This is a genomic window from Cupriavidus pinatubonensis (assembly GCF_019602855.1).
Classification (GTDB): domain Bacteria; phylum Pseudomonadota; class Gammaproteobacteria; order Burkholderiales; family Burkholderiaceae; genus Cupriavidus; species Cupriavidus pinatubonensis.
On record NZ_CP080767.1, the window covers coordinates 2289360 to 2315154 of the forward strand.

General features: G+C 64.0%; 34 protein-coding genes. 12 read left to right on the forward strand and 22 right to left on the reverse strand.

Going from position 1 to position 25795, the window contains the following annotated elements:
* Positions 1–23 precede the first annotated feature (23 nt).
* The 3 genes from K2O51_RS23195 to K2O51_RS23205 all read left to right on the forward strand — a co-directional run bounded on the left by K2O51_RS23195 (position 24) and on the right by K2O51_RS23205 (position 2040).
* Positions 24–311 (forward strand): DUF4224 domain-containing protein, encoded by a 288-nt coding sequence (locus tag K2O51_RS23195; RefSeq protein WP_220630819.1) that lies wholly within the window; start codon positions 24–26, stop codon positions 309–311.
* 146 nt (positions 312–457) lie between these two features.
* Positions 458–1411 carry a site-specific integrase gene (locus K2O51_RS23200; protein WP_220630820.1) on the forward strand — a complete coding sequence of 318 codons (954 nt, stop codon included), beginning with the start codon at positions 458–460 and terminating at the stop codon, positions 1409–1411.
* A 479-nt stretch (positions 1412–1890) separates the two neighbouring features.
* Positions 1891–2040, forward strand: a complete 150-nt coding sequence (locus tag K2O51_RS23205) for a hypothetical protein (protein WP_166486968.1) — start codon at positions 1891–1893, stop codon at positions 2038–2040.
* A 446-nt stretch (positions 2041–2486) separates the two neighbouring features.
* Here K2O51_RS23205 and dusA read toward each other — a convergent pair whose 3' ends face one another.
* The gene (dusA, locus tag K2O51_RS23210; RefSeq protein ID WP_220630821.1) at positions 2487–3536 is read right to left on the reverse strand and encodes a tRNA dihydrouridine(20/20a) synthase DusA; all 1050 of its coding nucleotides are present in this window, start codon (positions 3534–3536) and stop codon (positions 2487–2489) included.
* A 103-nt stretch (positions 3537–3639) separates the two neighbouring features.
* Here dusA and K2O51_RS23215 point away from each other — a divergent pair, with 103 nt between their 5' ends.
* The 9 genes from K2O51_RS23215 (at position 3640) to K2O51_RS23255 (ending at position 9434) form a co-directional block, all read left to right on the forward strand.
* On the forward strand, positions 3640–4743 hold the full coding sequence (locus K2O51_RS23215) for a site-specific integrase (protein WP_220630822.1): 1104 nt from the start codon (positions 3640–3642) through the stop codon (positions 4741–4743).
* Positions 4744–5197: 454 nt separating this feature from the next.
* Positions 5198–5584: a hypothetical protein gene (locus tag K2O51_RS23220; RefSeq protein WP_220630823.1), complete on the forward strand. Its 387-nt coding sequence runs from the start codon at positions 5198–5200 to the stop codon at positions 5582–5584.
* Positions 5585–5587: 3 nt separating this feature from the next.
* A complete protein-coding gene (locus tag K2O51_RS23225; protein ID WP_220630824.1) occupies positions 5588–6268 on the forward strand; it encodes an SOS response-associated peptidase in 681 nt (226 codons plus the stop codon).
* Positions 6269–6383: 115 nt separating this feature from the next.
* Positions 6384–6605, forward strand: coding sequence for a DUF2188 domain-containing protein (locus K2O51_RS23230; protein WP_220630825.1), 222 nt, complete (start codon positions 6384–6386; stop codon positions 6603–6605).
* Positions 6606–6609: 4 nt separating this feature from the next.
* Positions 6610–7242 carry an ATP-dependent DNA ligase gene (locus tag K2O51_RS23235; RefSeq protein WP_245001873.1) on the forward strand — a complete coding sequence of 211 codons (633 nt, stop codon included), beginning with the start codon at positions 6610–6612 and terminating at the stop codon, positions 7240–7242.
* A gap of 594 nt (positions 7243–7836) precedes the next feature.
* The gene (locus K2O51_RS23240) at positions 7837–8124 is read left to right on the forward strand and encodes a hypothetical protein (protein ID WP_220630826.1); all 288 of its coding nucleotides are present in this window, start codon (positions 7837–7839) and stop codon (positions 8122–8124) included.
* Positions 8125–8332: 208 nt separating this feature from the next.
* On the forward strand, positions 8333–8821 hold the full coding sequence (locus tag K2O51_RS23245) for a hypothetical protein (protein ID WP_220630827.1): 489 nt from the start codon (positions 8333–8335) through the stop codon (positions 8819–8821).
* A 34-nt stretch (positions 8822–8855) separates the two neighbouring features.
* Positions 8856–9122, forward strand: a complete 267-nt coding sequence (locus K2O51_RS23250) for a hypothetical protein (protein ID WP_220630828.1) — start codon at positions 8856–8858, stop codon at positions 9120–9122.
* A 39-nt stretch (positions 9123–9161) separates the two neighbouring features.
* Positions 9162–9434: a hypothetical protein gene (locus K2O51_RS23255; protein WP_220630829.1), complete on the forward strand. Its 273-nt coding sequence runs from the start codon at positions 9162–9164 to the stop codon at positions 9432–9434.
* A gap of 82 nt (positions 9435–9516) precedes the next feature.
* Here K2O51_RS23255 and K2O51_RS23260 read toward each other — a convergent pair whose 3' ends face one another.
* From K2O51_RS23260 to K2O51_RS23360, 21 genes are all read right to left on the reverse strand, one after another.
* A complete protein-coding gene (locus tag K2O51_RS23260; RefSeq protein ID WP_220630830.1) occupies positions 9517–10305 on the reverse strand; it encodes a DNA adenine methylase in 789 nt (262 codons plus the stop codon).
* 141 nt (positions 10306–10446) lie between these two features.
* On the reverse strand, positions 10447–10992 hold the full coding sequence (locus tag K2O51_RS23265; protein ID WP_220630831.1) for a lysozyme: 546 nt from the start codon (positions 10990–10992) through the stop codon (positions 10447–10449).
* A complete protein-coding gene (locus K2O51_RS23270; protein WP_220630832.1) occupies positions 10979–11278 on the reverse strand; it encodes a phage holin family protein in 300 nt (99 codons plus the stop codon). The genes K2O51_RS23265 and K2O51_RS23270 overlap by 14 nt, the downstream gene beginning before the upstream one ends.
* An 11-nt stretch (positions 11279–11289) precedes the next feature.
* Positions 11290–11931 (reverse strand): glycoside hydrolase family 19 protein, encoded by a 642-nt coding sequence (locus tag K2O51_RS23275; protein WP_220630833.1) that lies wholly within the window; start codon positions 11929–11931, stop codon positions 11290–11292.
* A gap of 83 nt (positions 11932–12014) precedes the next feature.
* Positions 12015–12365, reverse strand: coding sequence for a DUF4157 domain-containing protein (locus K2O51_RS23280; protein ID WP_220630834.1), 351 nt, complete (start codon positions 12363–12365; stop codon positions 12015–12017).
* Complete coding sequence (locus tag K2O51_RS23285; protein ID WP_220630835.1) at positions 12362–12691, reverse strand: hypothetical protein; 330 nt, start codon at positions 12689–12691, stop codon at positions 12362–12364. Before K2O51_RS23285 ends, K2O51_RS23280 begins: the two co-directional genes overlap by 4 nt.
* Positions 12692–12701: 10 nt before the next feature.
* The gene (locus K2O51_RS23290; RefSeq protein ID WP_220630836.1) at positions 12702–13928 is read right to left on the reverse strand and encodes a phage head spike fiber domain-containing protein; all 1227 of its coding nucleotides are present in this window, start codon (positions 13926–13928) and stop codon (positions 12702–12704) included.
* Between the two features lie 2 nt (positions 13929–13930).
* Positions 13931–14140, reverse strand: coding sequence for a hypothetical protein (locus K2O51_RS23295; protein ID WP_220630837.1), 210 nt, complete (start codon positions 14138–14140; stop codon positions 13931–13933).
* A complete protein-coding gene (locus K2O51_RS23300) occupies positions 14140–14406 on the reverse strand; it encodes a spike base protein, RCAP_Rcc01079 family (RefSeq protein WP_220630838.1) in 267 nt (88 codons plus the stop codon). The genes K2O51_RS23295 and K2O51_RS23300 overlap by 1 nt, the downstream gene beginning before the upstream one ends.
* A gap of 57 nt (positions 14407–14463) precedes the next feature.
* The gene (locus K2O51_RS23305; RefSeq protein ID WP_220630839.1) at positions 14464–14994 is read right to left on the reverse strand and encodes a hypothetical protein; all 531 of its coding nucleotides are present in this window, start codon (positions 14992–14994) and stop codon (positions 14464–14466) included.
* A complete protein-coding gene (locus K2O51_RS23310; protein WP_220630840.1) occupies positions 14991–15965 on the reverse strand; it encodes a tail fiber domain-containing protein in 975 nt (324 codons plus the stop codon). Before K2O51_RS23310 ends, K2O51_RS23305 begins: the two co-directional genes overlap by 4 nt.
* Positions 15962–16888, reverse strand: coding sequence for a hypothetical protein (locus K2O51_RS23315; protein ID WP_220630841.1), 927 nt, complete (start codon positions 16886–16888; stop codon positions 15962–15964). The genes K2O51_RS23310 and K2O51_RS23315 overlap by 4 nt, the downstream gene beginning before the upstream one ends.
* On the reverse strand, positions 16889–18370 hold the full coding sequence (locus K2O51_RS23320; protein ID WP_220630842.1) for a hypothetical protein: 1482 nt from the start codon (positions 18368–18370) through the stop codon (positions 16889–16891).
* Positions 18367–22767: a phage tail length tape measure family protein gene (locus K2O51_RS23325; protein WP_220630843.1), complete on the reverse strand. Its 4401-nt coding sequence runs from the start codon at positions 22765–22767 to the stop codon at positions 18367–18369. Before K2O51_RS23325 ends, K2O51_RS23320 begins: the two co-directional genes overlap by 4 nt.
* Before the next feature lie 49 nt (positions 22768–22816).
* Positions 22817–23134: a DUF1799 domain-containing protein gene (locus K2O51_RS23330; protein WP_220630844.1), complete on the reverse strand. Its 318-nt coding sequence runs from the start codon at positions 23132–23134 to the stop codon at positions 22817–22819.
* A gap of 59 nt (positions 23135–23193) precedes the next feature.
* Positions 23194–23589 carry a hypothetical protein gene (locus tag K2O51_RS23335; protein WP_220630845.1) on the reverse strand — a complete coding sequence of 132 codons (396 nt, stop codon included), beginning with the start codon at positions 23587–23589 and terminating at the stop codon, positions 23194–23196.
* A 72-nt stretch (positions 23590–23661) separates the two neighbouring features.
* Positions 23662–24579, reverse strand: a complete 918-nt coding sequence (locus K2O51_RS23340; protein WP_245001874.1) for a phage tail tube protein — start codon at positions 24577–24579, stop codon at positions 23662–23664.
* A gap of 12 nt (positions 24580–24591) precedes the next feature.
* Complete coding sequence (locus K2O51_RS23345; RefSeq protein ID WP_220630847.1) at positions 24592–24798, reverse strand: hypothetical protein; 207 nt, start codon at positions 24796–24798, stop codon at positions 24592–24594.
* A gap of 11 nt (positions 24799–24809) precedes the next feature.
* Positions 24810–25241 carry a hypothetical protein gene (locus K2O51_RS23350; RefSeq protein WP_220630848.1) on the reverse strand — a complete coding sequence of 144 codons (432 nt, stop codon included), beginning with the start codon at positions 25239–25241 and terminating at the stop codon, positions 24810–24812.
* On the reverse strand, positions 25238–25546 hold the full coding sequence (locus K2O51_RS23355) for a hypothetical protein (RefSeq protein ID WP_220630849.1): 309 nt from the start codon (positions 25544–25546) through the stop codon (positions 25238–25240). The genes K2O51_RS23350 and K2O51_RS23355 overlap by 4 nt, the downstream gene beginning before the upstream one ends.
* Positions 25546–25761 (reverse strand): hypothetical protein, encoded by a 216-nt coding sequence (locus tag K2O51_RS23360; protein ID WP_220630850.1) that lies wholly within the window; start codon positions 25759–25761, stop codon positions 25546–25548. The genes K2O51_RS23355 and K2O51_RS23360 overlap by 1 nt, the downstream gene beginning before the upstream one ends.
* Positions 25762–25795: the final 34 nt, after the last annotated feature.

A 25795-nucleotide genomic window follows, 5' to 3' on the forward strand; every position in this document is an offset into this window, starting at 1 on the left:
CAGAAATACGCATCACATTGGTAATGCAGCAGAACGTAGAACGGATCATCATGACAACCCGGCAGCACTGGGAGAGCAACATGGGCGCATTCCTGACCGCCGATGAACTGGCCGACATCATCGGCTGTGCGAGCAACAGCTACGCCTGCATGCGGCGGCATCTGGCCCGCAATGGCGTGCCGTTCATTCCCAACCTGCGCGGCTTCCCCCAGGTGGATCGGGCCTACTTTGAGGCTCGCATGCGCGGACTCGCGCCGGTCGTGGCGCAGGACACGGTCGAAGAAGCCGAACCCGACTTCTCGGCGATCTGATCATGATCGGACGACGCAAGCGCCCAGACGGGCTGCCCTACCGCCTGTATCCACGGGTCGGCGCACGCACGACCAGCTTCGGCTACAAGCTGGCCGACGGCCGCTGGGCGTTCCGCCTCTCGGCACCGACGCGCGATGCGGAAGCTGTGAAGGCCATCAAGGACGAGGCCATCCGCCGCGCTAACGAGCTGAACGGCAACGTGGTGCGCGCTGGGACCACGGAAGAATTGTTCGAGCGCTATTTCGACTGGCAGGATGCCCTGCCCCGCGACAGCGAGCTACGGAAGGCGCAAGGCACGCTCGACGAGAACAAGCGAGAGGCAAAAAAGGTCAACAGCGTTTTCGGAAAGGTGCGCCCTGCCGCCATCAAGCCGGTCCACATCTACCGGTATCTGGCCGATCGGGCAAAGAAGGGAGCGCCAGCCAAAGCGAACAAGGAAATCGCCCTCCTGTCCGCCGTGCTCGAATACGGCCGGCGCCAAGGTGATCTGGAAGAGAATCCGTGCCGCGGCATCAAATACAACCCGACCAAACCAAACGACCGGGTGGTCAGCGATGCCGAGATCGCGATCATGCGCGAGGTGGCGCGCCAGCGCGGCGGCAGCTACCACATCATGGCGCTGTGCGCGTGGGTGGCCTACTTGACCGTCAGCCGGCCGGAAGAGATGCGCGGGCTGCTGCGCCAGCGCATCCTGCCGGACGGCCTGCAGGTACCGGTCGGTAAGCGCAAGGCAGGTCAGGCCCAGCGGTGGAAGCTGGTGCACTGGTCGCCGGAGCTGCGCGCCGCAGTCGACGAAGCGATCAGCCTGCAGCGCACCGCGGGGATGTACGTGTTCGGGAACACCGCCGGCCAGCGCTACAGCCGCAGCGGCTGGAACACGATCTGGGGGCGCCTGATGACCTACTGCGAGGCCGAGGCGGCAAAGAAGGAAGTGGCGTTCAAGCGATTCGCCCTGGCCGATATGCGCCCGAGTGCAGTCACCGAGCGGATGGACGAAGGGGATGCGAAGATTATTGACGCCACGGGCCACACGGACGGAAAGATGGTGGCCAAGGTCTACGACAGGCGGCGCGTGCGCAAGGTGAAAGCGACCCGGTGAAGCCTCGAAAAACGTTGGAAGATGCTGAAACTGTGCGTGTAGTTATGCGGGTTTCCGGCTGGTACCAGATTCCAACGAACAACGGCAAGTTATTGATTCTTAAGCAAGTTGCTCAAAGGATTGTGATTCCTGTCGTCGTGGGTTCGAGTCCCATCAGCCACCCCAAGAATATCTTTGCACAACAGCCGCTTTCTCAAGCGGCTGTTGTGTTTTCAGGGTATCCAACGGCTACGCCAGCCGGAAAGCGATATCCGATTTCCCCGCATATATGCTACGCACAGCCCCTACCTACGCAGGGTTCAACAGTTGTCGTCGCACACAGATACTCTCCTCCGAGGGAAATTGACCCCCCTCGACCTTCCCGTCAGGCGGCCGACTAAAGCGCCGCCTGTCTTTTTTGGCATCTGCCGGATCATTCGTACGGAACCCCTTGGCATCGCCACAGCCAAAGTTGCTGTGTCGCTTTCAGGAGTTCGGCAGTGAACAAGGTATTTGGCATGGCAGCAGCAGCCCTGTTGGCAATGGCGCTGGCAGGTTGCGCCGGTAGTGGCGCAACAGATGGCGGGTCGGGGTCGAGCATTACCACCTACGGCACGATTGACGTCGGCGTCAGCCATACGAGCAAATAGCTCACACGGCGTGGAACTTTATCGTCACAGTACTATCAAAGCGTCATTGCTCGACATGAAAGACGCCCCAAAAAAAAGAGCCCGCAGCGCGGACTCTTAACTTTTGCGATCTCAAATGCCCTGAAGGCCGTTCCAATGTAACTGGCAATCGGGACTAGCGCCATTCGGGTAAACCGAAGTCGCCGTCGCACAACCCCAAAAAAAAGCAGCCCGCAAAGCGGGCTGAATAATCAGTTGAAGAAAGCCCTGTATTCGAGGGCAGGCACAGTGTAAGAAAGGGCCTGCCTTCGGCTAATTAGGGGAATCCCTTTCCTGGTGCGGGTCTCCGGGCGACGAATCGACGCAAGTGCCGCTCCCGCTACCCGCCCTGCCCTGATGCATAAATCCACCATTCGGAATTAGAGTATTTATTCGATGACTTTTCTGGCGCCGCCCCTCCGAATCGCCTATGCGGCTGCGCGATGCTCGGGTTCGAGCGGGGCGTTAGCATGCAGATGGGACCGCGCTTCTTCGAACAGCGCATCCACATTGGCATGCGTGCGGGCCGCCGACATCCGCTTGGCGTCTGACAGCACGCGCCGCCAGCCGCGGCCACCCGCCACACCGCGGTAGAGGCCCAGCATGTGGCGCGTGACGGCGCCCATGTAACCGCCGCGCTCCACCAGTTCGCCGATATAGCGCTGCATGGCTAGCTCCACGTCCAGCCGCGATCGCACCGGCGCCTCCGCGTCGCCGTAGAACCGGCCATCCATCTCCGCCAGCACATAGGGCTGGTGATAAGCCTCCCGGCCGATCATCACGCCGTCGACATTCTCGAGGTGGCTCGCCATTTCGTCATAGCTGACGATGCCGCCGTTGATCAGGATCTCCAGTTGCGGGAAATCCTGCTTCAACTGATAGGCAACTTCATAGCGGAGCGGCGGGATCTCGCGATTTTCCTTCGGGCTCAACCCCTTCAGGATGGCATTGCGTGCATGGACGATAAACGTTTCGCAGCCTGCCTGCGCCACGGTTCCGACAAAATCCCGAACGAAACCGTAATGCTCGACCTTATCGATGCCGATGCGATGCTTGACCGTAACGGGAATCGACACGGCATCGCGCATGGCTTTCACGCAGTCGGCCACGAGTTGCGGTTCGGCCATCAGGCAAGCGCCGAATGCACCACGCTGTACGCGCTCGGACGGGCATCCGCAATTCAGATTGACTTCCGCATAGCCCCACTGCTGGCCAAGGCGAGCGGCTACGGCGAGATCTGCTGGCTCGCTGCCGCCAAGTTGCAGCGCCACCGGGTGCTCGGCGGCGTTGAAATCCAGGTGCCGTGGCACATCTCCATGCAGCAGCGCGCCAGTGGTCACCATCTCCGTGTACAGCCAGGTATGGCGGCTGAGCTGGCGATGGAAGGTGCGGCAATGGCGATCGGTCCAGTCCATCATCGGCGCCACAGATACCCTGCGCGGGCTTGTAGCAGCGGTTTTTCCTTGTATATCAGTCATTTGATTGCGAACCGGCTGGACCGATTCTTACTGCAAATTCCTAGAAATTACCCTCGCTTCTGCTACGATTGCTACGAAATTGCTACAAGCCAGGGGAGAAAGATTGGCGTCTGTCATCAAGGTCGGCAACAAGTGGCGCGCCCAAGTCCGACGCAAAGGCCACCCGCCGGTAACGCGCACATTCGAAAAGAAGTCGCACGCGGAGCGGTGGGCACAAGACGTGGAAAGTCAGTTGCGGGGCGGTGGGTTCGCCGACGACAGAAAGCTGGCCGAGTTTACCATTCGGCGGCTGATCGAGGATTACGAGGAGGAAGTGGGCAAGCTGCGGCCCATCGGCCGCAGTAAGTCCGGGGCACTGGCGATGCTGAAACGCCACATTGGCGACACTTCCCTCGCCAGGCTGAGTGAAGCGTCCGTTGTGGACTATGCCAAGCGTCGAAAGGCCATGGGAGCCGGCGGTGTCACAGTCGCCATGGAGTTCACCTACCTGGACGGGGTGCTCGAAATGGCGCGCTCCCTGTGGAAACTCCCCCTTCCCCCGAGCCCCATTGCCGCGGCACGCAAGAACATGCGATACCTCGGCCTAATCGGGAAATCCAAGAAGCGCGATCGGCGCCCCACCGAAGCCGAAATCAACGCTATCTGCGCCTGGTTCGAGAAGAAGCCGCGCCAGCGCGTGCCGATGCCGGACATCATCCGATTCGCTATCGCTTCTGCGATGCGGGCCGGAGAGATCACCCGACTTCGGTGGGATGACATCCACGAAGACGACAAGACAATCCTGATCCGGGACCGCAAAGACCCGGAGGAGAAGATCGGCAACGACCAGACGGTGCCGCTGCTCGGAGATGCCTGGGCGATCGTCCAGCGGCAGCCGCGCAAGGGCGAGCTGATCTTCCCCTACAACGAGAGGACGTTCTCCACCCTCTTCCCGCGCGCTTGCAATGATTTAGGGATCGAGGATTTACGATTCCACGATCTCCGCCATGAGGGGGTATCTCGCCTCTTCGAGGCCGGCTACTCCATTGAGCAGGTAGCGCTAGTCAGCGGCCATCGCGACTGGAAGCAGCTCCAGCGATACACCCAGATCAAGGCCAAGAATCTGCACCGGGAATCCGAGCCGGCCAAGAGCGAGCGGAAGCGCCACCAGCGGCCCGGCGCAGAAATCTTTGGCTTCGCGCTCCGGCGAAGCCGAACTGGAGCGTAATAAGGACAAGTTGCGCACGGCAAAAGCACTCAAACGCATGAGTTACAGTCGCATAGAATTCGCAGGGATCACTTTGCGTGGGCCCGACTTTCTAGGCCCTTAAACTTTACTGTATATCCATACAGTAAACTCAAGCATTCGAGTTCGGCTCGGCGCCTCATGTACTGTATATGCATACAGTTCACCGACACGAGACCGCCATGCTCCCGGAACCCGCCAACTGCCCTCTCTGCTCGGCCGCGGCCGAACGCACGAGAGCCGCTCCACGCGGCTTTCGCTACACCTGCCCCGCCTGCGGCACTTTCCACATCAGCAACACCGCGCTTGGCTGCCGCAACGACATCCCCGCGTCGGCGCGCGAGGACGTCCGTCGGCTGCGCTCTTTCGGGTACACGGCAAGAATTGACATTGATAAGCAGCACGCGGTGCGCGTAACACCAGCCTGAGGCGCCCCATGCTTGGAGACTTCGTAAGCCCGCGCCACCCTCCGCTCACCCGCGACGAGCTTCGGGATGTGTGGACACGGAACCGCTCGGCCGACGTGCGGGACCTGCTTTGGGAGATTGCCAGGCTGCGCAATGTCGTGCTTCACTCGCATCACCATGCCGAACGCTTCCAGCACAAGCTCTCGGGAAACATGGAGTACGAGAGCTGGATTCAAAGCCTGATGAACGAGCCGTGCATCATTGAGGCATTTGAGGCGGACTACGGCAGCTTGATACCAGGGAGCCGCGGCCAGCGCGGCGAAGTGCGGCCACCAGAGCACGAAGAACGGCTGGCGGAAATGCGCCGCGCCAGCAACGCCAGAATCGCCGAACGTCAAGCTCGATCGAGGAGATAGGCCATGTGCGTCAACTACGCCCCCCTCCAGCGCAAGGTGTTGCGCGACATCTTCCTAGTCGAGCCGCCGGAGGAAGAGTGGAAGCCGGACACCTGGCGCGACTATGCCGCCCCGATCGTGCTGCACGATGGCGACGGCGGGCGGGACTGCGTGATGGGGTCGTTCGGCCTGGTGCCCAAGCTCGAGATCAAGCGGCGCAATGAAGAAACCGAGCGACGCACGGGCCAGCCACCAAAGCTGAAGGACTACGACACCATGAACGCCCGTTCCGAGAGCGTGGCGGAACGTGTCGCCTTCAAAGGCCCGTGGCGCCAGACCCAGTACTGCCTCATCCCTGCGGCATCGTTTGATGAGCCCAACTACGAAGCCGGCCCGAAGTGCGTCTGGTACCGGATCCGGCCCGCCGACGAGCCGGCCTTTGGCATTGCCGGACTGTGGCAGCGCTGGTACGACGGCAGTTACACCTTCACCATGCTGACCGTGAACGCCGAGGGCCATGCGGTCATGGGTCGCATGCACAAACCGAACGACGAAAAGCGATCCCTGGTTCTTGTGCCGCCCGAGCAATGGGACGACTGGCTGCAGTGCGGCAACCCAGAAGTAGCCCGCACATTCATGAAGCTCTACCCGGCCGAAAAGATGGCTGCAGCGCCGAGGCCGGCGAAGCTGGCTGCGGTGGAGTGACGTAGGAGCGCCTGCGGGCGCGTTTGAGAGACCGGATATTGCTGTCGGACGGCGCCCTATACCAGTTCACGCGAAGCTGGAGCAGGCTGGCTGCATGTACAAGAAGGAGACAACCATGCCTGGGCAAGACATCCATGTGGTTCCGGCTGACGACCGCTGGGCCGTCGAGACCGAGGGTGGCCACGGTCGCGAGACATTTGATACACAGGCCGACGCCATTGCCGCCGGCACGCGGCAGGCCAAGGAAAAGAAGGTCGAGCTGTTGATTCACGGTCGGGACGGGAAGATCCGCGAACGCAATTCGTTCGGCAACGACCCGCGCGACATCCCGGGCTAATGCCATGGCCAGCCGGCTGCCCTCGGCGCCTACGCTAGCTGATCTGCGGCCGATGCTGCTGTGCGAACGCAAGACCATCCCATATGAATCAGGCTGGCATTTTGAGATCAAATACGACGGCTACCGACTGCTCGCATCCACCGGCGGTGCGCCGCAATTGAAGTCACGGAACGGGGCCAATGCGACCACCTGGTTCCCGGAACTTGTCGCGGTAATGGCCGACTTGCCGGCCGGCCATATCATCGATGGCGAGGTTTGCGTGCTGGACGACATCGGCCGCAGTGACTTCGAACGGTTGCTAGCTCGAGCACGCCAGCGCGGTCGGCGCTCCGGAGACGATGCGGTCGCCTACTGCGTTTTCGACCTACTGGTTCGCGATGGGCGGGACGTGCGGGCGCTGCCGCTAGAACGGCGCAAGGCCGCGCTTCGGGACCTGCTCGCCAGTGACCCACCCGGGTTCTTGTATGTTCAGGATGTCCAGGACGGTGGCTGGCTCTATGAGGCTGTGCTCACCCTAAAGCTAGAAGGCGTCGTCGGGAAGCGGGTCGGAAGCCCGTATCGTTCTGGAGTCCGCTCGACAGATTGGATCAAGGTCAAGCGGCCAGGCGCTGTGCCGCCGAAGAGGTCTAAGCGCTAATTCCTCTCTACTCCCACCAAGGCCTGGAGCTATCAGCCGCGCCACACGGATAAAAAAAATTTCCAACACATGTGCGCTTGCGAACGTCTTGCCAAAATCCCTTGCCGTACCGAGGTTTCTAAGAATGTGGCGCTGCCGCACTTGTCATCCGGGTGTCGCAACCACGCTTGTCAAGACTGGTCATTCCCATTTCTTCCACTACACTTGCTCCAGATCTTAGCGCGCCCCACTAGATATAGTGGCTACTGGAGAGTCGTGTGAAAAGAAGATAAGTCAGTCCCCGACCGAGTGCCACCTCGGGGGCTGAATAAAGCAAAGGCCCAAACAGCGCTCTACTTTTCCACGAGCGATCGCTGATTGGGCCTCCAGGCACAGAGCCTCGAAAGTGAGCAAGATCTCCCAGCTTGCGCGGGTTCACTACGCCCATCTTTCGGGAGAAGTGGCTCCCAAACGTATTTGGCTACGGGGACCTCCAACTTCTCGAGGCTCGATTCTATGCAGCAGCTCGCGCCCACGCCAATAAAACTTTCTGATTTGACACTTGGCGATAGGCGTGCATACGAACTGAGCCGCCCTGCGCGGCAGGAGAACGCAATGCAATACATCGCGCGATTGACCATTCACAACGGAACGTATCAGGACTACGAGAACCTCCACTCCTACATGAAGCAACGAGGATTCCGTAGGTACATCACCGCAGCGACCGGCGTCCACTACTGGCTGCCGGACGCTACCTACATTATTGATTCCATGGCCGACATCGATTCCGTCTACAAGGCGGCTCATGCCGCCGCAAAAGCTGCTTCGCGGGGAACCGAGCCGCAGGTTTTGGTCGCCGAGTATGGGAAAGCAACGTTCAGCGGCTTAACGGTTGCCAAGTAATTTGCCCACGAAAGCCGCGACCGGAAATTCGGTTGCGGCTCTCACCTGGCTGGGCGATTAGCTAGACCACGCCCCGACACCAGTCCAGCTAGGTATCATGGGCAGCCACGGTTGATGCAGCAGTACCTTTCCCTTATCCAGTAAGGGTTTCAAACAGAACCTACGCCAAAACCTACGCTGTCGGATCAAGCGCACAGAGAGCGAGACATTGCCCATTAAACCCGAATTTGTTTCGGTGCTCTCCCCCCTCAGCGAAGAGCATCAGCCTCTCGTCAAATATCCCCGCCGGACTACCGAGTTCGAGATACAAGCATGGCTCTTTGTGAAACTCCTAGAAGTCGGTTTTGATGTACGCGGAGAAGCCGCCATCAATTTGCCCGCAGGGGAGCGCTGCTTTTTTGATCTCCTAGTCTTCGAAGAGGAACAACTGAAATGCATCATCGAGATAAAGACGATGCGCGCAAAAGGCAAATCCGGCGAGCATGAGAAACGTCAGCGTCAACACTATAGGCGGTTCGGCGTTCCGGTTTTCTATGTCTACGGGATGATAGGTGCCTTGGAAGTTCGCGATGAATTGCTTAGGACTCGGGCAAGAGACTTAACGCTTAAGAGCCACGGCAAGGTTCTTTACACCCCTGTGTACCCGGACGACGGGGAACTAGTGGAAGCATGGCGACAGCGGGACAAGGATCACTAGCCCCTCATATGAGAAACAGACAGAGCAAACCGACATGCTGAAACGACGATTGGTCCGAACGCTCGTGGACTGGCTGGGCGAATGGAACAACGAGGTTCACGAGGCCATCGAGGCGAAGGTATTTGCTGAACACCGACGCGTGTATCCAGACGGCGACGACAACGTTGCCAAGACGATCGAGGTAATGCGGACGTTCTACTACAACCGCATGGCGACCACGGCGAACGTGATGATTGGTGCGGTCGCAGTCCTGGTCGCGCTCGTGTCGCTGGTCGTCTCGGTCATCGCGCTGGTGAAGTAGAGAAAGCGCCCCAAGGGGTTATCAACGCAAAGGAATGCAATGACGGCAAACGAAACAAGTGCGGAGCACCTGGAGTGGTGGATTGGGATCCAGAAATCGATGGTGGAAGAGACGCGCAAGCACCTGGACACCCTCGTCCAGCAGAAACAACGGGAAGCGCGCAATAGCGCCGACCCTGCTACGCGAACGTGGTTAGACGACGCGATTGCCGATGCGCATGACTCGATCGCCAATTTGCAGAAGTCCATTACCTTTGCGGAGTCCGGGCTAGCGTTGGCACGCGAGGGCCGGCTGCACGACCCCCGTCGCTAACTGGAAAGGAGCCGCCCGACATCGGGCGGTTTTTTCGCGTCACTTGCCTTGGCCGATAACTGCTGATCGGCATGGCGGCCGTCTAGAACAGGCCGGCCGGCTCGGCACTCCGATCCCAGCTGTAGATGATCACCTCGCGACTGGCCACGCCCTTGCCGCCGCCGACGGTGTAGTCGATCGAGAGGGATTCCATCTCGAAGCCCGCAAACACGCGCCGGATCTCCGGGTGATCGTTGAGGCTGACGATGGCCTTGCCCTTGAGCGTGCGCATCAGTGCCGCCATGCGCTCGTATTCGGCCAGCGGGAAGTCGACGCCATAGCCCTCGGTTTGCCAGTAGGGCGGGTCCAGGTAGAACAGCGTGTGGGGCCGGTCATAGCGCGCCAGGCACGCGGCCCAGTCGAGGTGTTCCACGAAGGCGCCGGCCAGGCGCAGGTGCGCGGCCGACAGGTTCTCCTCAAGGCGCAGCAGGTTCAGCCCCGGCGGTGCGGTGGTGGCCACCCCGAAGGTCTGCCCTTCCACCTTGCCGCCAAAGCAGTTCTGCTGCAGGTAGTAGAAGCGCGCCGCGCGCTGGATATCAGTGAGCGTTGCCGGCGCCGTGGCCTTGAGCCAGTCGAACACCTGGCGACTGGTGAGTGCCCATTTGAACTGGCGCACGAACTCCTCGAGGTGGTGCTGCACGACGCGGTACAGATTGACCAGCTCGCCGTTGATGTCGTTGATCACCTCGACCTTGGCGGGCGGGCGCATGAAGAAGAGCGCCGCGCCGCCGGCGAAGACTTCGACGTAGCACTCATGCGCGGGAAAGCGCGAGAACAGGGTGTCCGCGAGGCGTCGCTTGCCGCCGATCCACGGGATGATGGGTGTTGCCATTGTGGTGAGCCTTTCACTTTTTGGTATGATTCGCCCGCCTCCTAGGAAGGTGGCAGGGCCTTGGCTGGGCTCACTGCTGCAATCAGTGGGTTCGGTGACCGCCGCCGGTGCGTGGAGGCACTGGCAGCGGTCGCCCTGTCTTTACTCGCTCGCCGCGTTCAATTGCTCGCGGACGGCGTGGTAGAGCGCGATACAGGTGTTGGCATCGCGGATGCCGGCGTTCCCGTCGGCGGCGATGGCATAGAGAGCTGCTCCAGCCTCTGCAGTAAGTTCGGCGCGCGCGGCGCCAGCTCCGCCGGCAGCGGTGGCATCCGTGGGCACAGCACCGGGTCCGGGCGCACTGGCACGGACGGGGAGGGACAGCCGGTGAGCACCAGTACGCAAGGCAGCCAGCTCAGCCACCACCACCTGTTTTTCAGCATCGGATTCCTTTCTGGCCTGCGCCAGGATGTTGTCGCGGGCCAGGCCCGCATTACGTTCGGATTCGCGGTAGCGCTCAGTGGCCAGCCGCGCCTCGCGCTCGGCCGCGGCGATCGCCTGGGCGTGCTCGGCGCGCAGCTCCGCCAACTGCGCCTGGTAGCGACTGCCCTGCCAGGCGCTGGCCGCGAGACCGCCGAGCACGGCCCCCAGCACCGCGACCAGGACGTAGCTGGCCAGCTCGGCCAGTAGCGCTTTAAGACTTGCCATGGCGCCCGCCTCCCTGCCGGTCAGCCCAACGTCGCAGATACACCTCCAGGCCTTGCGAGCCGATGATGCCGAGCACCGCGGCAATGCCGCACAGCCCCAGCGGCGGCAGCGCCGGAAACTGGATCAGCGCCACGCCCGCCACCATCGACGTGACGCCACCCAGCAGCGCGCGGCCGAGCACCACGCGCGGCGTGATCGGGTCATGGCTCACCAGCAGCTTGCCGATCGCCGCCACCACCCCGAGGCCGATCAAGGTCCCCCAGGTCCCGTATTCCTGTTCCACCATCGATCCCCCCCTCAGACGTTGAGATACTGTTTGGCGATACCCCAGCGACGCCGCCGGTCGACCAAGCCATTAAGACCACCATTGATGCGCCGCGTGAGCTGCTCGATGTCACCCAGATCCGCGAGCTGGTTGCAGCCGTTGGCGTACCAGAACCACGCAGCCGCGCGCGCGGCGAGCGTGTCGTCGGTGGCCAGCAGATCCGGCTGCGCGATTAGATCGACGCCGAGCGCATGGCCGCAGGCCTCGTAATTCGCGCGAAACGTGACCTGTTTGAGCGAACGTCCTCTGTACCGCCACCCATCACCACTGGCCGCCTCGCCGTTGCCGTAGCGACTGGCATAGACGATCGCGGCGATACGCGCCTGGCGTTCCAGTGGCACCATGCGCTCGCCAGGCTGGCGACCGAGCTGCGCAGCGATCGCCGGCGTGATGCGCTTGCCGAATTGCGGCACCAGCGCCTCCACCGAGTAATCGAAGGACTCCACCAACGTGGTAAAGCCCTTCGATTCGTGGCCCACCTGACCAATCCAGGCGGCGACTCGGTGCGGCGCAAGGATGCCGAACTCGAACAGCGCCGCTGACACCGGCGGATACCAGCGATCCGCCAGCTCGACACTGATGTCGGCGGCTTTCTGAAAAGTTTGCTTGTCCATGACCCCGGAAATGAAAACGCCCGCATGTAGCGGGCATGAAAAAGGCCACCGCGAAGGGTGGCCGGTGTCGACAGGGTGGCGCGCTAGGCCGTCAGCAGGCGGTAGGCCTCCTCCTGTGTGATGGACAGGTCGTAGTTGCTGGCCAGCACCGCAGCGAAATGCAGCGTTGGCAGCGGCCCGGTCACCGCTAGCTGCGCGCGATACGCCTCCAGCTCGAAGCGCAGGCGCCAACGCGGACTCAGCCAGGTCAGCAATCCATAGAGGCCGCCGGTACGCCAGAACTGCCGCACGTGCGTGAGCTCGTGCGCGAGTAGCGCCTCACTGGTACCGGGCCGCACCAGCACCACCGGGCCGACCGTGTAGCCATCGAAGCGCGCCGGGATGAGCCGCGACGCCGTGAGGATCACCGCGAGCGGATGCGTGCTGAGCCTCATGCCCACACCCGATATGGTGTCTCCGGCGACGGCTCCAAAATCCATGCGCCGACGTGCGTGAGCTCGTCCTCGGTCAGCGGCCGCACCAGGCGAAGGTTGGTATGCCAGCCCGGCACCGGCGTGGGCGGCGTGAGCTCGTTGCCCTCGGCATCCCACTCGCCGCCAATGGAGATCTCGCCGGGCGAAGTGATGCTGACGCCGTCAGCCGGCACGCGAATCATCTGTCCGTCTTCGTCCTGCACCTCAACTGTGAGGCCCGCCGCCAGTAACGCGGCACGCACGGCATCGCGATTGGGGCCGCGCAGATAGTAGTCGTGAAACATCATCACCTCCTGGTCAGGTCGTCAGAGTCTGGAGCTTGGAGTTGATGGCCCGTTGCGGGATATAGTTGACCGACGTCAGCCAGCCGCTCCACGACCCGGACGAGCCGCCGTATGAGCCGATCGACATGCGATCAATGCCGCTTGGCAGCGTCATCTGCCCGAGCGTATTGACTACGGCCCCATTCAAGCAAAGGGCGTTGTCTCCGCTCTTATAGGCAAAGGCCAATTTGAATTTGCTGCCGCTCGGGATGACCGGCCCCACCACTGGATAACCTGCCCCTCCGGTGGTAATCGATGCGCCCGCCTGATTCCCCGCCGAGCTCCGGTACATCGACATGTTCTCGTTGGAATTCGCGCTGGAATACAGGACCATCAGGCGCGGCGAAGACCCCCCCTGTTGCACGGCATTGGCGTTGTAGCACTCGCCACCAATCACGACCGTACCTTCGCTCGGATTGAACCCGATCTTGCTCAAGTCGGTGATGATCGCGCTGTCGACCGCGCGGGTAACCTGCGCGCCGGTAGTCAAGATGGTCGACGTTGCAAAGGTGCCAAGCTCAAACTGCGGGGCACCGATGCGGAGGGTGAAATCGACCGTTGCGCCATTCGCATAGCTGGCCACCAGGCCATAGCGCAGGTAGGCCGTCTCAGGCCTGTTCGCCGTGATTGCATCTGATCGCCACGCTGCCGACAGCTTTCCGCCAGAAGGCGGGACAAAGTTGGGGCCATTCACAGTGCTCAGATACGCTTGCGCGGCATCGTGCTGGTACAAGCCATGCTTGATGCTGATGCCGCTTAGCGAGCCCGCCACCAGCACGCAGAAGGTGCTCTGTGACCATACCTGACCGTTAGCGCCGGCCACGGTCGGCGTGGGATCCACGAAGAACGCACCAACGGTATCGCCAGTCGTGCCGCTCATCCGCACTTCAAAGTACGGAATGCCATCCTCTACGCCGACAGCGGTAATCTGCCGCGTCAAGCCGGCAAATCCGCCGACATTCCAATTTGTCGGCATCGTGCCTGGCGCCCCCGCCACGGCGCCTACCATCGAGTTATTGCGGATCACGTTCACCCGCTGCTCCTCGATCAGCAAGCCCCTTGCCGCACGCGTAATCGGATCATAGTCCAGGCGTGGCACGTTGGCCGCCGCCTGCGTCAGCACACCGCCTGCGCTGAAGCTCCAGGCCGCCGAGGCACGCGTGAGGGTGACCAGGTCACTAAAGTTTTTGCTTACCAGCATGGTTATGCCTTCCCCTTGAAAACGCCCACTACGCCGTAAGGCCATGCGGGGTCATCCACCCAGCCACGGTAGAAACCGCCAGCCAACTCCAGCGACAGCGTGAGATCGTTGACCGCGGTGAAATCCAGGCTCAGCGTGCCGCTGGCCAGATCGTCTGGGTCGTAGCGCGGCGCACGCACCCCGACCACTGTGAGCCCGATGCCCAGCTGCATCAGAGCACCACGAAGTCACTGGCGGTCGTGCCGGCCGCCTTGATGCGAAAGCAGCGAATCGGCAGGATCGTTCCCGAGCCGACGTTCTTGAACAGCACCACGGTGCCGTCTTCGCGCGTGACATTGACATCGCCGCCGGTGCCCACATAGATGGCACGCGACACCTGCGGCAGATCGTTGTTATCGTCCTTGGTCGCCGCTACGAAATCTCGCGATGGCGAGCCAAGCTGCTGCTGGTGAAACTTGAACTTGTCTTCTGCAGGCATGTAGGCCTCCAAATGAAAAAGCCACCCGAAGGTGGCACGATGAATTTTGATTGCGGGTTAGAGCTTGATCAGGTCGAGCTCGAAGCTTCCGGCGCCGGTGAATAGCGTGGCCGCGGCAGAGCCCACTGCGAGCTCCGGTGTAAACCAGTTCCCTGTGCTCGCCGAGTAGGTCAGCGTCACCTCACGGATAAATCCGAAATCCTCGTCGAGCAGCCTGGCTTTGACGTCATTGCGGAAGCCAGGATCCGAGGCAAAGACCAGTCCTGTCTGTACCGTCGCCCCCCCGTATGTGGTCGTCATGAGCTGGCGGATCTGCACATTGCCGAAGTACACATCGGTCGATGGGAACAGTGCGCCCACAAGGGACGACGCACTGTATCCGATGCTATTGCCGCTCACTGCGGCATCCACACCGGCCCAGTAGGGTCGCGTCTTGCCCAGCAGCTGCGACAGCGACACGCCGGTCGCCAGTCGCGAGAGACCCGCCAGGCGCTTGACATGGTCGTAGTTCAATTGCCCCGAGCCGACAATCCGCAGCTCCGCGGAGATGTTCTGGATCGAGATCGGCGGCGCGGCAGGTGTGGTCATGCGCGCGCCCCTTCCAATTGGCGCACACGCTGCGACAGCGCCTTCACCGCCTCGATCAGAACCGGTCCCAGCGTGCCATAGTCGACCGCCAGCAAGCCATCGGCCCCTTCAATGACCGCCTCCGGCAGCACCTCGCGCACCTCCTGCGCAATCACGCCCACGTGCGCGCGGCCGTCGCACATATCACTCCGGGTGTACCGCACGCCGCGCAACGATTCCACCAAGCCGAGGGCGCCCTCGATCGTGACGATGTCCTGCTTGACGCGGGCATCCGAGGTCCACGTCACGTTTGCCGTGGCCTTGAGGTTGCCCGTCACCAGCAGATCCCCCAGAAACTGGAACTTGTCGGCGGTGTTGTCCGCCGCTCCACCGAACAGGTGGCGGCCCGAGCCGTTGACCACGTGCTCGGCCACAGAGGTACTGTAGTCCCGTGCTGCCGCGGTGTTGCGCACCAACGAATAGAGGCCGCCCTGGACCTGCGTCATGAACACGCCGGCGGCGCCGCTCTGATCGCTCTCCACGTAGCGCGTGCTGGGCGCTGTGTCCGTGAGCGTGGTGCTCTTGGCGGCAAGAGTATCCCCGGCGATCGCCCCGGTGGCGGTCACCGATGTCGACGTCAGCGCCGCGACGGTCAATGACGGCAGCGTCTGCACCCAAGCCACCCCCGTGGCGCCCGCATTGACCGCGAGGATCTTGTTAGCGTTGCCGGTCAGAGATGGAATGCCCGCCGCAGCTTGGGCGGCCGCCGCGTACGTCTGCGCCTGGCTGGCCGAGGTGGCAGCGGCGTCGCGGTAGCCCAGCACCGTGGCAGCCGTGGTCTTGATCCACTGCGCCAGCTTCATGAGCTGCTGCAGCGCGATCATGAAGCGGGTGCGGTGGCCACCGTTCGCGAGTCCCGTCGTCGCGCTGTCGGTGTCGTCGATCGTGATGTTGTCGCCGCCGACATCTGGGGTAAAAGTTACGCTGGTCATAGCTCCTCGATCTCAAAAGCGTTGCTGTGGTTGCCGACAAAGGCGCGGGCGATGGGGTTGAGCTGGCGCTGGTGCCCGAGGTAGGACTGGCGCAGCAGGTTGATGGGATCGTCCTTGTCCCACACCAGCAGGATCTCGCCATCGATGCCGGCGCGCCGCTGCAGCTCAAACACCTGCCCGAGCGCCTCGTCGCGCGACAGATAGCCCAGCTCGAAGCGGGTCACGCGCCGCCCGTCCTTGCGGTCGAAGTACGGCGTACCGGACAGCGCGCGCTGCGTGGTGGTATCCGTCTCCCAGCCGATCGACGCGCCCCAGTTGGCGTTATTGAGCGGCTGCCAGGCGCGGCTGACGAACAGCCGCCCGAACTCCACGTAGCCATCCGGGTTGGACTCGTCGTCGATCTCGATCTTGATGTAGCGGCCGGCCGTCGGCTTGGGCAGGATCACCAGGAGCATCGACGGATATTGCTTGCGCTCCTCCTCGGTGATCGAGCCCGTCCAGAAGTTGTCGTCCTCCCATTCCAGCGATGCCGGCGGAAACAGCGTCGGCCAGGCCAGCGGCCAGTCTGGATCCCACGCCAGATAGCTCGGCGCGAGGAAATCCATTTGCAGCGAGGCACTGCCGTCCGGTGGGTAGATCACGGCGTTGTCGTAGACCGGACTCGCGAAGCTGGGCGCATTGGCCACACGCAGGCGCCACTTGGCAGACGTCGACAGGTTGTGCCGTACCACCGCGATCACCGACACCAGCCGGCTCTGGCCGAGATCCAGCACGAACTGGGTATCCGCCTTGAGTGCGGTGGCACTGCGCGCCACGCGCGACAGGCGCCGGTCCTTCAGATTGTTGAGCGCCACCTGCCAATTGCCGCCGGACAGGGTGCCGCTGTCGGCGACATTGGGGTGCGCCAGAAGTACGTTTGCCATTTAGCCCCACAAGGTCAGTTTGGCCGTGCCGCGATCGGCGCCGGCATCGAGGCCGATCACGCACAGCAAGCGCCCGCTCAAGCCGTAGCGAGTGGTCTCGATCGTCACCACGCTGCCGAGATCGAGCGCGCCCAGCTCGGTGCGCGGGATCTCGATATCGACCAGCATGCGGCGCACGCTGTACAGATCGGCGCGCCGGCTCGCCTCTGCCGACGCATCGGCCTCGGCCACCAGCGCCGCATCGAACGACAATTCATCCGACGAAGGCCAGGCCGTTTGCACCGCCGTGCGCTCGCTCGCGGACTGGCGCTGGTCCTGCGCAAGGAAGGCACGCCGCGCCGCGCTGACCGAGCCGGCCGGCTGGTCCTGCACCGTGTAGTTGCGCGCGTAGCGGACCACCGCGCGCCAGTTCGGCACGCCCGCCGAGCGTACCGACAGCGCCATGTCTGAGTCCGCGTAGAGCGTCGTCGGCGTACCACTAGGCGCGGTGAGGCGCCCCATGCGCAGGCGGTTCAGACGATCGAAGCCGTACCAGGCGCCGATCGCGTTGGCCAGGGCATCCATTACCGACTGGCCGCTCGCCTCGCCGTCGACCCACACCCCCACCGGCGCCGCGTTGGCCGCATTCAGCGCCGTCACGTCGGCCGCGACGATATCGCCCGAGGGGATGCCCGCATCGAGCGCCACCGCTTGCAGCAACGCGCCCGTGCGCGTCTCGCCCGTGGCCGCATCCGCCGTCACCTGCCCCGCCGGCGTCGAACCGAGCCGGAACAGGCCACCCCAGCGCCGCACAGTGCTGGCCGCCGGCGCGTTGGCCAGCAGATCCGCCGAGCTGGTGTAGTCGGCCCCGAGCGCCAGCGCGACGCCGTTGTCGTAGACCGCGCTGACCGTGCAGGCCTGGTCGGACACCTGATAGATCAGCTTGCTGGTGTTGACGCACTTGGCCAGCACGTTGAGCACGCTGCCGTACACGCGCGGCTTGTAGCCGTCTTTGAGATCGTCCTTGGTGCCCTCCAGGCCATCGGGCAACACGTTGTTGCCGGCGTACTTCGGCCGTGGCAGCACCTTGCCCAGCACCGCCAGGCGATCGCGCACCACCAGGCTCAGCTCGCCGCCCTCGCAGTGCACATCGTCCAGCACGCCCGACATCACCACCGGCCAGGTCGATACCGCCGCCGCACGGTCGCCCACACGCACCACGAAGGCGCGGCCATCAAAGGCATAGTCGGTCAGGAGAATGTCGAGACCGCCGTCGGCGTTGTCCAGCAGGATCTCGCCGGGCGTGCTCCGCGACGCGCCGTAGGTGGTGGCCTGGTCAAACAGCGTGCGTGACAACCGCGGCACCTCATCGAGACGCGGCTCGAAATACGCATTGGCCGGCGTATCGCTCGGCCTGGTGGTAAATCCGTCATCCGCAAAGCGGAGCGTTTCTACCAGGCCGGTCGATAGCCGGTACGCGCTGACTTCAATCGCAATGGTCATTGCTTATCTACGAGTTGTTTCTGCAGGCGGACCTGCTTGGTTTGCACAACCATCGCCTCGTCGTGGCGCGACTGGGCGCTCTGCTCCATGGCCTGCGCGAGCCGCCCCTGCAGGTCCTGCAGCGAGGCGACTTGCGCACGCAGCGCCTTGACCTCCTCGGCCAGCGCCGCGTTGCCCCCGCGCCCGTACTGCGACCAGTTCGGCATCGGCGCGCTGTAGCGGGCGTTCTCTGCCCGCGTCAGCACGCGCTCGCCCTGGTGCAGCTCGGCCCGGTATCCGTCGAACGGCACGTAATCCAGGCCGCCGGCGTGCGAGCCGTTGGGACGGAAGCCCTGCACCGAGGCGAAGTCGGCCGCGTACTGGCCACCGCTGGCGAAGTAGCCGCGCGAGGCCTCCAGGAAGGCCTGCGCGATCTGCGTCCACTGCGATTGCGCGGCGCTGTCTCCCGACATGGCCGCGGCCGAGGTTTCGTCATAGCGGCGCTTGGCCTCGGCATACTTCTGCTCCGGCGTCAGCGTCGACAGGTCACCGCCCATGAGCGACTGCTGGAAGTCCGACACCTGCTGCGCGAAGGCCGACATCGCCTGCTTGGCCTGGTCGAGCCCGTCGACCAGCTTGGCGAATGACGGTGCCATCGCCATCAGCGCGGTGTAGGCCTGCTGGCCGGAATCCGTCGTGAGATTCAGCCCCTCGACCATCGCCCGGAAGGCTTCCTTGCTGTCCGGCATCGCCACGCCCAGCGCCGCAAACTGATCCCACAGCGTCTGGCGCAGGCGCTGCAGCTTCTCCTCCTCGCTGTAGTACGTCTCGTAGTACGTGGCCAGCTGCGAGGTGAAGGCATCCATGCCGCCCGCGGCATCGATCAGGTGCTGACGCATATCGGTGCTGGCCAGGCCCACAAAGCCGAACACCGCCTGCACGTCCTTGCCGAACACCATGGCGATCTGATTGGTCGCCGTGAAGACGCCCGTCAGCCGCGTCGCCGTGTCGAGCAGCTGCTCGCCTTCCTTGCGGAAGCCCTCAATGCCCGGCACCAGGTGATCGCCAAGCGCGTCCGAGAGCTTGCCGAACGACTTGGCGATGTTCTCCGGGCTGCTCCAGTCGTCGCGCATGGTGTACCGGAAGCCGCTCATGTCACCGCTAATGCCGGTGGCCTTGTTGAGCGCCTGGTAGGTACCGACCATGCCGCCGAATTGCGCGTTGACGCCGTCGAGCGTCTTCTGGTCGACCGCGGCGTAATCCGTGCCACTGCGATTGGAGCGAAACCACCCGCCCTTTTGCGACCAGTCGGCGAAGGCCCGGCCATCAAAGCCGTCAGCCGTCACCACCCCCTCGAAGCCCTTATCCCCGTAACGCTTCGGGCCCATGCCAAACGCACGGTTCACCAGACCGCCCGCCACACCCCCAATGATTGCGCCGATCGCCGTGCCAATACCGGGCAGGATGGCCGTGCCGATGGCAGCGCCGGCCGCCGTGCCGCCGCCCGTCGCGTAGGCCTGGTTATTGCCGATCGCCGAGAACTGGCCGGAGATCATCGACCCCAGGCCATAGCCGGCCACGATGCCGCCTGCCGCAGCCCCTGCAGGCCCCATCGCAGCGATCAGGCCCGTGGTGCCGGTGCCGGCGCCGCCTGCGGCCGCGGTCGACGCGAGGCCTGCCGCGCCGAATTCGCCCGTCTGCGCCGCCAACATGGCTGCCTGCGATCCCGCACCGAACGACGTCAGCCCCGGCACCGCCGCGGCATAGGCCGCCGACGAGCCGAACACGGTGGCACCGACGCCACCGGTCAGGGCGCTGTAGGCACTCTGCAGGTTGCTGGCCGCGCCGAGCAGGCTGGTGCCGCCCGACGCGTACGCGGTGCCAGGCACCCCCAGGACCCCGCCACTGAACATGGCACCGACCGGCGCGACGATCGCCGAAATGATCGGACGCAGCACCAGCGTGCCGAACATGTTTTTCATCGTGTCGACCAGGTTGCGCGCGTACCCCTTGCCGCTCTCGAAGCCGCGCAGCAAGGAATCCGTGAGCGAGCGGTTGATTTCCTCGCTGCCACGCTTCCAGTCCTTGACCGACTCCTCGGCCGCCTTGCGCACGCTGTCGCGATACTCGTTGCCCTGCAGCGCGTCGGCATACTCGCGCTGGGCCCGCGCCAGGCGCGACACGCCTGCGATCGCCTCGTCGTAGTAGTCGAGCTCGGCCTTGGTGCCGTCCAGCATGGCCACACGTGCCCGCCCCTGCTCGAGCAGCGCGAGCGACTCCTCGTAGCGCTCGGCCGTCACCGAGGCGAGCTGCCCCTTGGTCATGCCGTAGTTTTCGTTCTCCAGGCGCAGCGCATCGGTCGACTTCTGCAGCGAGCCGACATTCTGGTCAATGCCGTGGGCATACTCGGTGGCCAGACGCGTCTGCAGCTCGGCAACGGCGTTGACGTGCGTCTGCTCATTGTTGAGCCGCTCCTGCTGCAGCTTCTGCAGCTCGCCGACGTACTTCTGGTAAGCGGCGGTCTGTTTCTTGCCGCCCAGCGCCTCGAGCTCCAGCTCGACCAATGCCTGGCGGTCGACCAGGTAGTTGTCCTGCAGCTGATAGGACTGGTCCAGATAGTCACGCTCGCTGATCAGGCCTTGCTTGCGCTGGCTGGCCAGATCCCGCTCCTCGCCCTTCTTGATCTCCTCGAGGGTCTGCTGGTAGCCCTCATAGACCGCGATCTGCGCATTGAGCGCTTCCTTGGCCGCCGCCCCGCTCTCCGCGTATTTCTTGCGGATATCGGCTTCCATGCGCGACACGCGCGTCGGGTCCAGGCGCTCGTCGTTCGGGTTGACGGCCCGGATCGCGTCCAGGTTCTGCCGGTACTCGCGCAGCTCCTTATTCATGCGGGCGGCCTTCGAGGCGCCGTCTTCCAGGTTGCCGATGAAGTCCGACGCCTTCATGGCGGCCTGTTGCTTCTGCTGGAAGCGGGACGCCTCCTCCGCCAGGCGGCGCTCCTCGACCTGCAGCGCCTGCATCGAGGCCTCGACCTGCGCGGCCTGCTCCTCCAGCGCCTTGGCCTGGGCGGTATCCCCGCGACCCCGCGCCGCGCCAGCGCGACGCAGCAACTCGTTGCGGCGGTCATTGATGACTGCCGCGCCGGCATTCGGCGCATCGCGTCCGAACGACTTCGCCGAGTCCCATGCGCCCGAGATGGCACGGCCCACCGCGCGCCACGCCCGCTCGAGGTAGCCCAGGCTCTCCACGCCCTTGGTGGCCAGGTGATCGTGCAGCGCCTTGGCGTTCTCCAGCACGGCCGCCTGCGTCTTGCCCTGGTCTTCGAGTTCCTTGATGTAGTCGTACTGCGCCAGGGTCATGTAGTGCAGCGACTTGTTGTGCTCGGCCGCCCACTTCGCGACGCCGTCCGGCATCGACGCGTAGTCCTTGGCGATGCTCTCCATGCTTTCGCCGGAGAGCTGCGCCTGGCGCACCGCGGCCGCCCCGAGCAGATCCAGCGCTGCGCCGGTCAGCGTGCCGGTGGCCATCAGCGCCTGCAGCGCCTCGCGACCGGTCCCGATGCCGGTGGCTGCATCCTTTGCAATACGCTGGGCCGAGGCGCTGAATGCGTCCGCCGTCAGGCCGGCGTAGTTGCCGGTCAGCGCCAGCGTATCGTTGAACGCCTTCTGCTCCTGGTGGCCCTGGTAGACCGCCAGGCCCATGACGCCCGCCGCGGCGGCGAGCGCACCGAAGCCCAGCACCGCTGGCGAAAGCGCTGCGGCGATGCCGGCAAACATCTCACGGAAGCCGCCGAACATGTCGCGCGTCTGCAGGCCCTGCTGCATCAGCACGAGGAGCGGGTTCTGACCGCCGGCGAGCTGGGTGGCCACGTCGCTGAGCTGCGCCGGCAACATCCGCATGGCCTGCGTGGTCTGGCCGACGCTGGTGCCGACCTGCTTGGTTGATTGCTGCAGCCCTTTCTGCGCGGCGTCGAGCTTGCGGATCATCGGCTCAGCCTCGTCGCCGACGCCCAGCAGCGACGCCTTGTGCCGCAGCATCTGCGTCTGCGTCATGCCCAGCGTTTCGACCTGTTGCCGCAGCGTCTTCAGGTAGGTGGCGCCCGCAGCGATCTGTCGGGCCTGCTCGGCCGTTAGCCCCGCCATGTCCTGCGTCTGCTCGCGCACCGCACCGCTGGCCGCCGCCAACGCCGCCGCCTTGCGGCTCTCCGCCTCGGCCAGTTGCGCCGCCGCGGTCGAAGCGGCCCCACCGGCGGCCTGCGTCGCGTTGCCGGTTTCCTGCGCCGCCTTGGTGGCGCCGCCCATGGCCCCGACTGCGGCCTGACCGAACTCCGACAGCTTCTGCGCCGCCGCCTCCAGGCCGCGGTCCACGTCGCCCATGGAGAACCCCATGCGCATGACCAGCTTCGGCAGATCCGCCATTCCCCCCTCCCCTCAAAATGCGAAGGCCTGCGCTGGGCAGGCCTTTTCTTTACGACTGCTCCAGCCGCTGGTGGAGCACCTCGAGCGCCGCGCGCTCCATGAGCTGGATCCGCTCGAACAACTTGCGCTGACGCTGCCTGCCGTCGACCTGCAGCGCGATCTGCGCGACCACCGAGGCGTAGTTCAGGCCGCGTGGGATCGAGCCGGCCATGCCTGCGCTGGTGCTCTCCCATTGCGTGGCCACCGAGCAGAAAAACTCGTAGACCGGCAGGTTTTCCTCCCACAGGTAGAACACTGCCTCGCCGGCCTGCGCGCGGGCGGCCGCGATCACCTCGGCCGGCGCCTCGGACGCGACGAGCTGCTGCACGATGCCGTCATCGGCGGCAAACTCGTCGCGCTCGCCGGCCCAGTAGCGCGCGGCCTCGATCAGTTTTTTGTGCGCAGCGCCTTGATCTCTGCAACGCGGTCGATGGCCAGGCGTACGCCGGCGAGCACTTCCGGATCGGCGATCAGCACGAGTAGGTTCTCCGGCGAGAACTGGAAAGCATTGCCGGCTTCGTCGACCACGTCCTCGAAGCCCACCATCCAGCGCTTGACGTAGTCGTCAGCCGCGGCACTGGCCTTGTCCAGCTCGTTCATCGTCTCAGGCAGCGCATCGACGTAGTCCTTGTGCGCGTTGAACAGGGCGGAGCGCTCATGCCGGTCCAGGCGGCGGAAAATGCCGGTGAACTCGAATGTCTCGATCTTGCCGAAATCGTTGCGACGCTCGACCTTGACCTTTTCCTTGATCGTGCCGCCAGCGGCGCGGATTTTCATCGTCATGGGGATAGCTCCTCAGAATAGAAAAAAGGCCCGCACGATTGGCGGGCCCTTGGGGTAGCGCGGCGGGGCCGCTTATTTGACGGTCAGCAGGAACTCGTCATTGCCGGCATTCGGCACCAGGATCAGATTGGCGCTCACCTGGGCGATGCCGCTGTCATCGGAGTACTGCAGATTGGACAGCTGCACCTTGGGCGCGTCGATCTTGACGATGTTGCCCGCCGTGAGGCCATGCGTGATCGACAGCGTGTCGAGCACCGCGCCACGGACCTTGGTCCACCAGTCCTGCGACGCGACCGTGCCGAGGTCCAGCGTGACGCTGCCGGCCGGCTTGCGATCGGTCAGCACCGACGACTCGCTACCGATCAACGCGCGCCAGGCGATATCGTTAGCGAGATCCAACTGCAGCGCCGACAGCGCGCCCGTGTAGCCGTGCAGCGCCCAGGTGGCCGTGTTGGTCTTGTTCGCGATGCGCGGCGCGATGAACTTGGTGTAGTCCGCGGTCGGGTTGGCGCCATCGGTCACCGGCGAGAACGCGCCGATGAACTTGAAGCGCATGAACGGGATCTGCTTCGCCGTGATGTCGAAGGCCACCGTGCCGACGCAGCCGATCATCTTGTGCAGCAGGCCGTCCAGGTAGAAGTACAGCGTCACGGTCTCATTGTTGCCCGTGATAGGCGCGTACTTCACGTCGGTGGCCGCGGTGACGGTTTCCGACAGGCCGCACGCGCGCAGCAGTGGGCCATAGCCCGGCGCCGTGCCGGCGGCACCAGCGCCCGCGAGCTCGACCTCGACATCCATCTCGCTGTGCTCGCCGACCGGGATGTTTTCGCTGTTGCCGAAATAGGCCCGGATCAGGTTGCGCGGGACGTTGTCGACGACCAGCGGCTGGGGCGTGGTCGCGCGCACCAGGATGGCGTTGGCGGCGCCGGTCGGCACCGGGTCGGTACCGGACACCGCTTCGATCTTGGCCAGCAAGATCTGCTTCCGCATGAGTTTTGGCATTTATTCCTCGCGAGGTTGTTCAGCGGCCGCGTCAGCGGGCTGGATGGCTTGGGCCGGCGCTTCGGGAGCGTCAAGCGGGCTGCCGTCTTCGTCGATCCGTTGCCGAGTACCGGTCACCGGATCGAACAGGTAGCGCCCGGCTTGACCGGCGTACTGGTCGGTGGCCAGCACCTCCGCCGAGTCCAGCGGACCCTTCTGGGTTTTCATGGTCGTTCCTCTCATGCACTCAGGCTATTGCGCTGGGTGCGGTAGTGCAGGTCATAGTGGACGGTGCGCGCCGAGACGAGGCCGCCGGCGTTGTCGTAGGCCGGCGAGTCGGTTTGCAACTCGGCGACGTCAATGAGGCCGTCGGCGACGAAGCCCATCACCACCGGCTGGACCAGCTCGAGCACGGACTCGGACACCTGGTCGGGTTCCGGATCGCGCACGACGACGGTGAGCAGCACCTCGCTATGACGATCGAGCATCCCGACCACGCGCTCCTCCGGTGCGTCGGCGCCGTGGTGGACCACCACCACGATGCGAGTACTCCGCATGTCCAGCGCGGCGTACAGCGAACGCGAGAACTGCGCATTCTTGGCCTGCAGCGCAGGCGTCTGGCGCAGCGCGTCGTAGAGCTGCTGCGCGTAGGTTTCGCGAAGGGTCGTCATGTCGCCACCTTGTTCAGTTCCACCGCCACGAAGGCGCCATCGTCGATCGGCATCGGCGCGCCGAACGGGTGATAGTTGCCGGCGGCATATCCGCCCTCGACCACCACCAGGTCGGTGCCGACGAGCTGGCCGAACACATCAGCCCGCCCCGTCAGCGTGAAGGACAGGCCGCGTACGATGCCATTGATGACGTCCTTCCAGCCCTGCTCAATGACCGCTAGCTGACTTGCAATGCCGCGGCTGGCCACCGTCACCGGATCGCCGAAGTCCTCGACAAAGGCGTCCAGATCCTCGCCGGCCAGCATCAGCTCTGCGGCTCAGTGCCGCCGCCTTCACCGCCCTCACCGCCTTCGCCGGACTCGCTCTCGCTATCCTTGGCGGCGACTTTCTTGCGGTCGAGGATCTCGACAGCACCCGAGCGTTCGAGCTGCTCGGCTTCGTCGTCCGACACATCGAACTTAGCGCCGGTCGGATACACCTTGTCGCCGGTATCGACCGGCCAGTTCGCTTTGACTTTCATGCGTACTCCTCAAAAGGAAAACGGCCCGCACGCG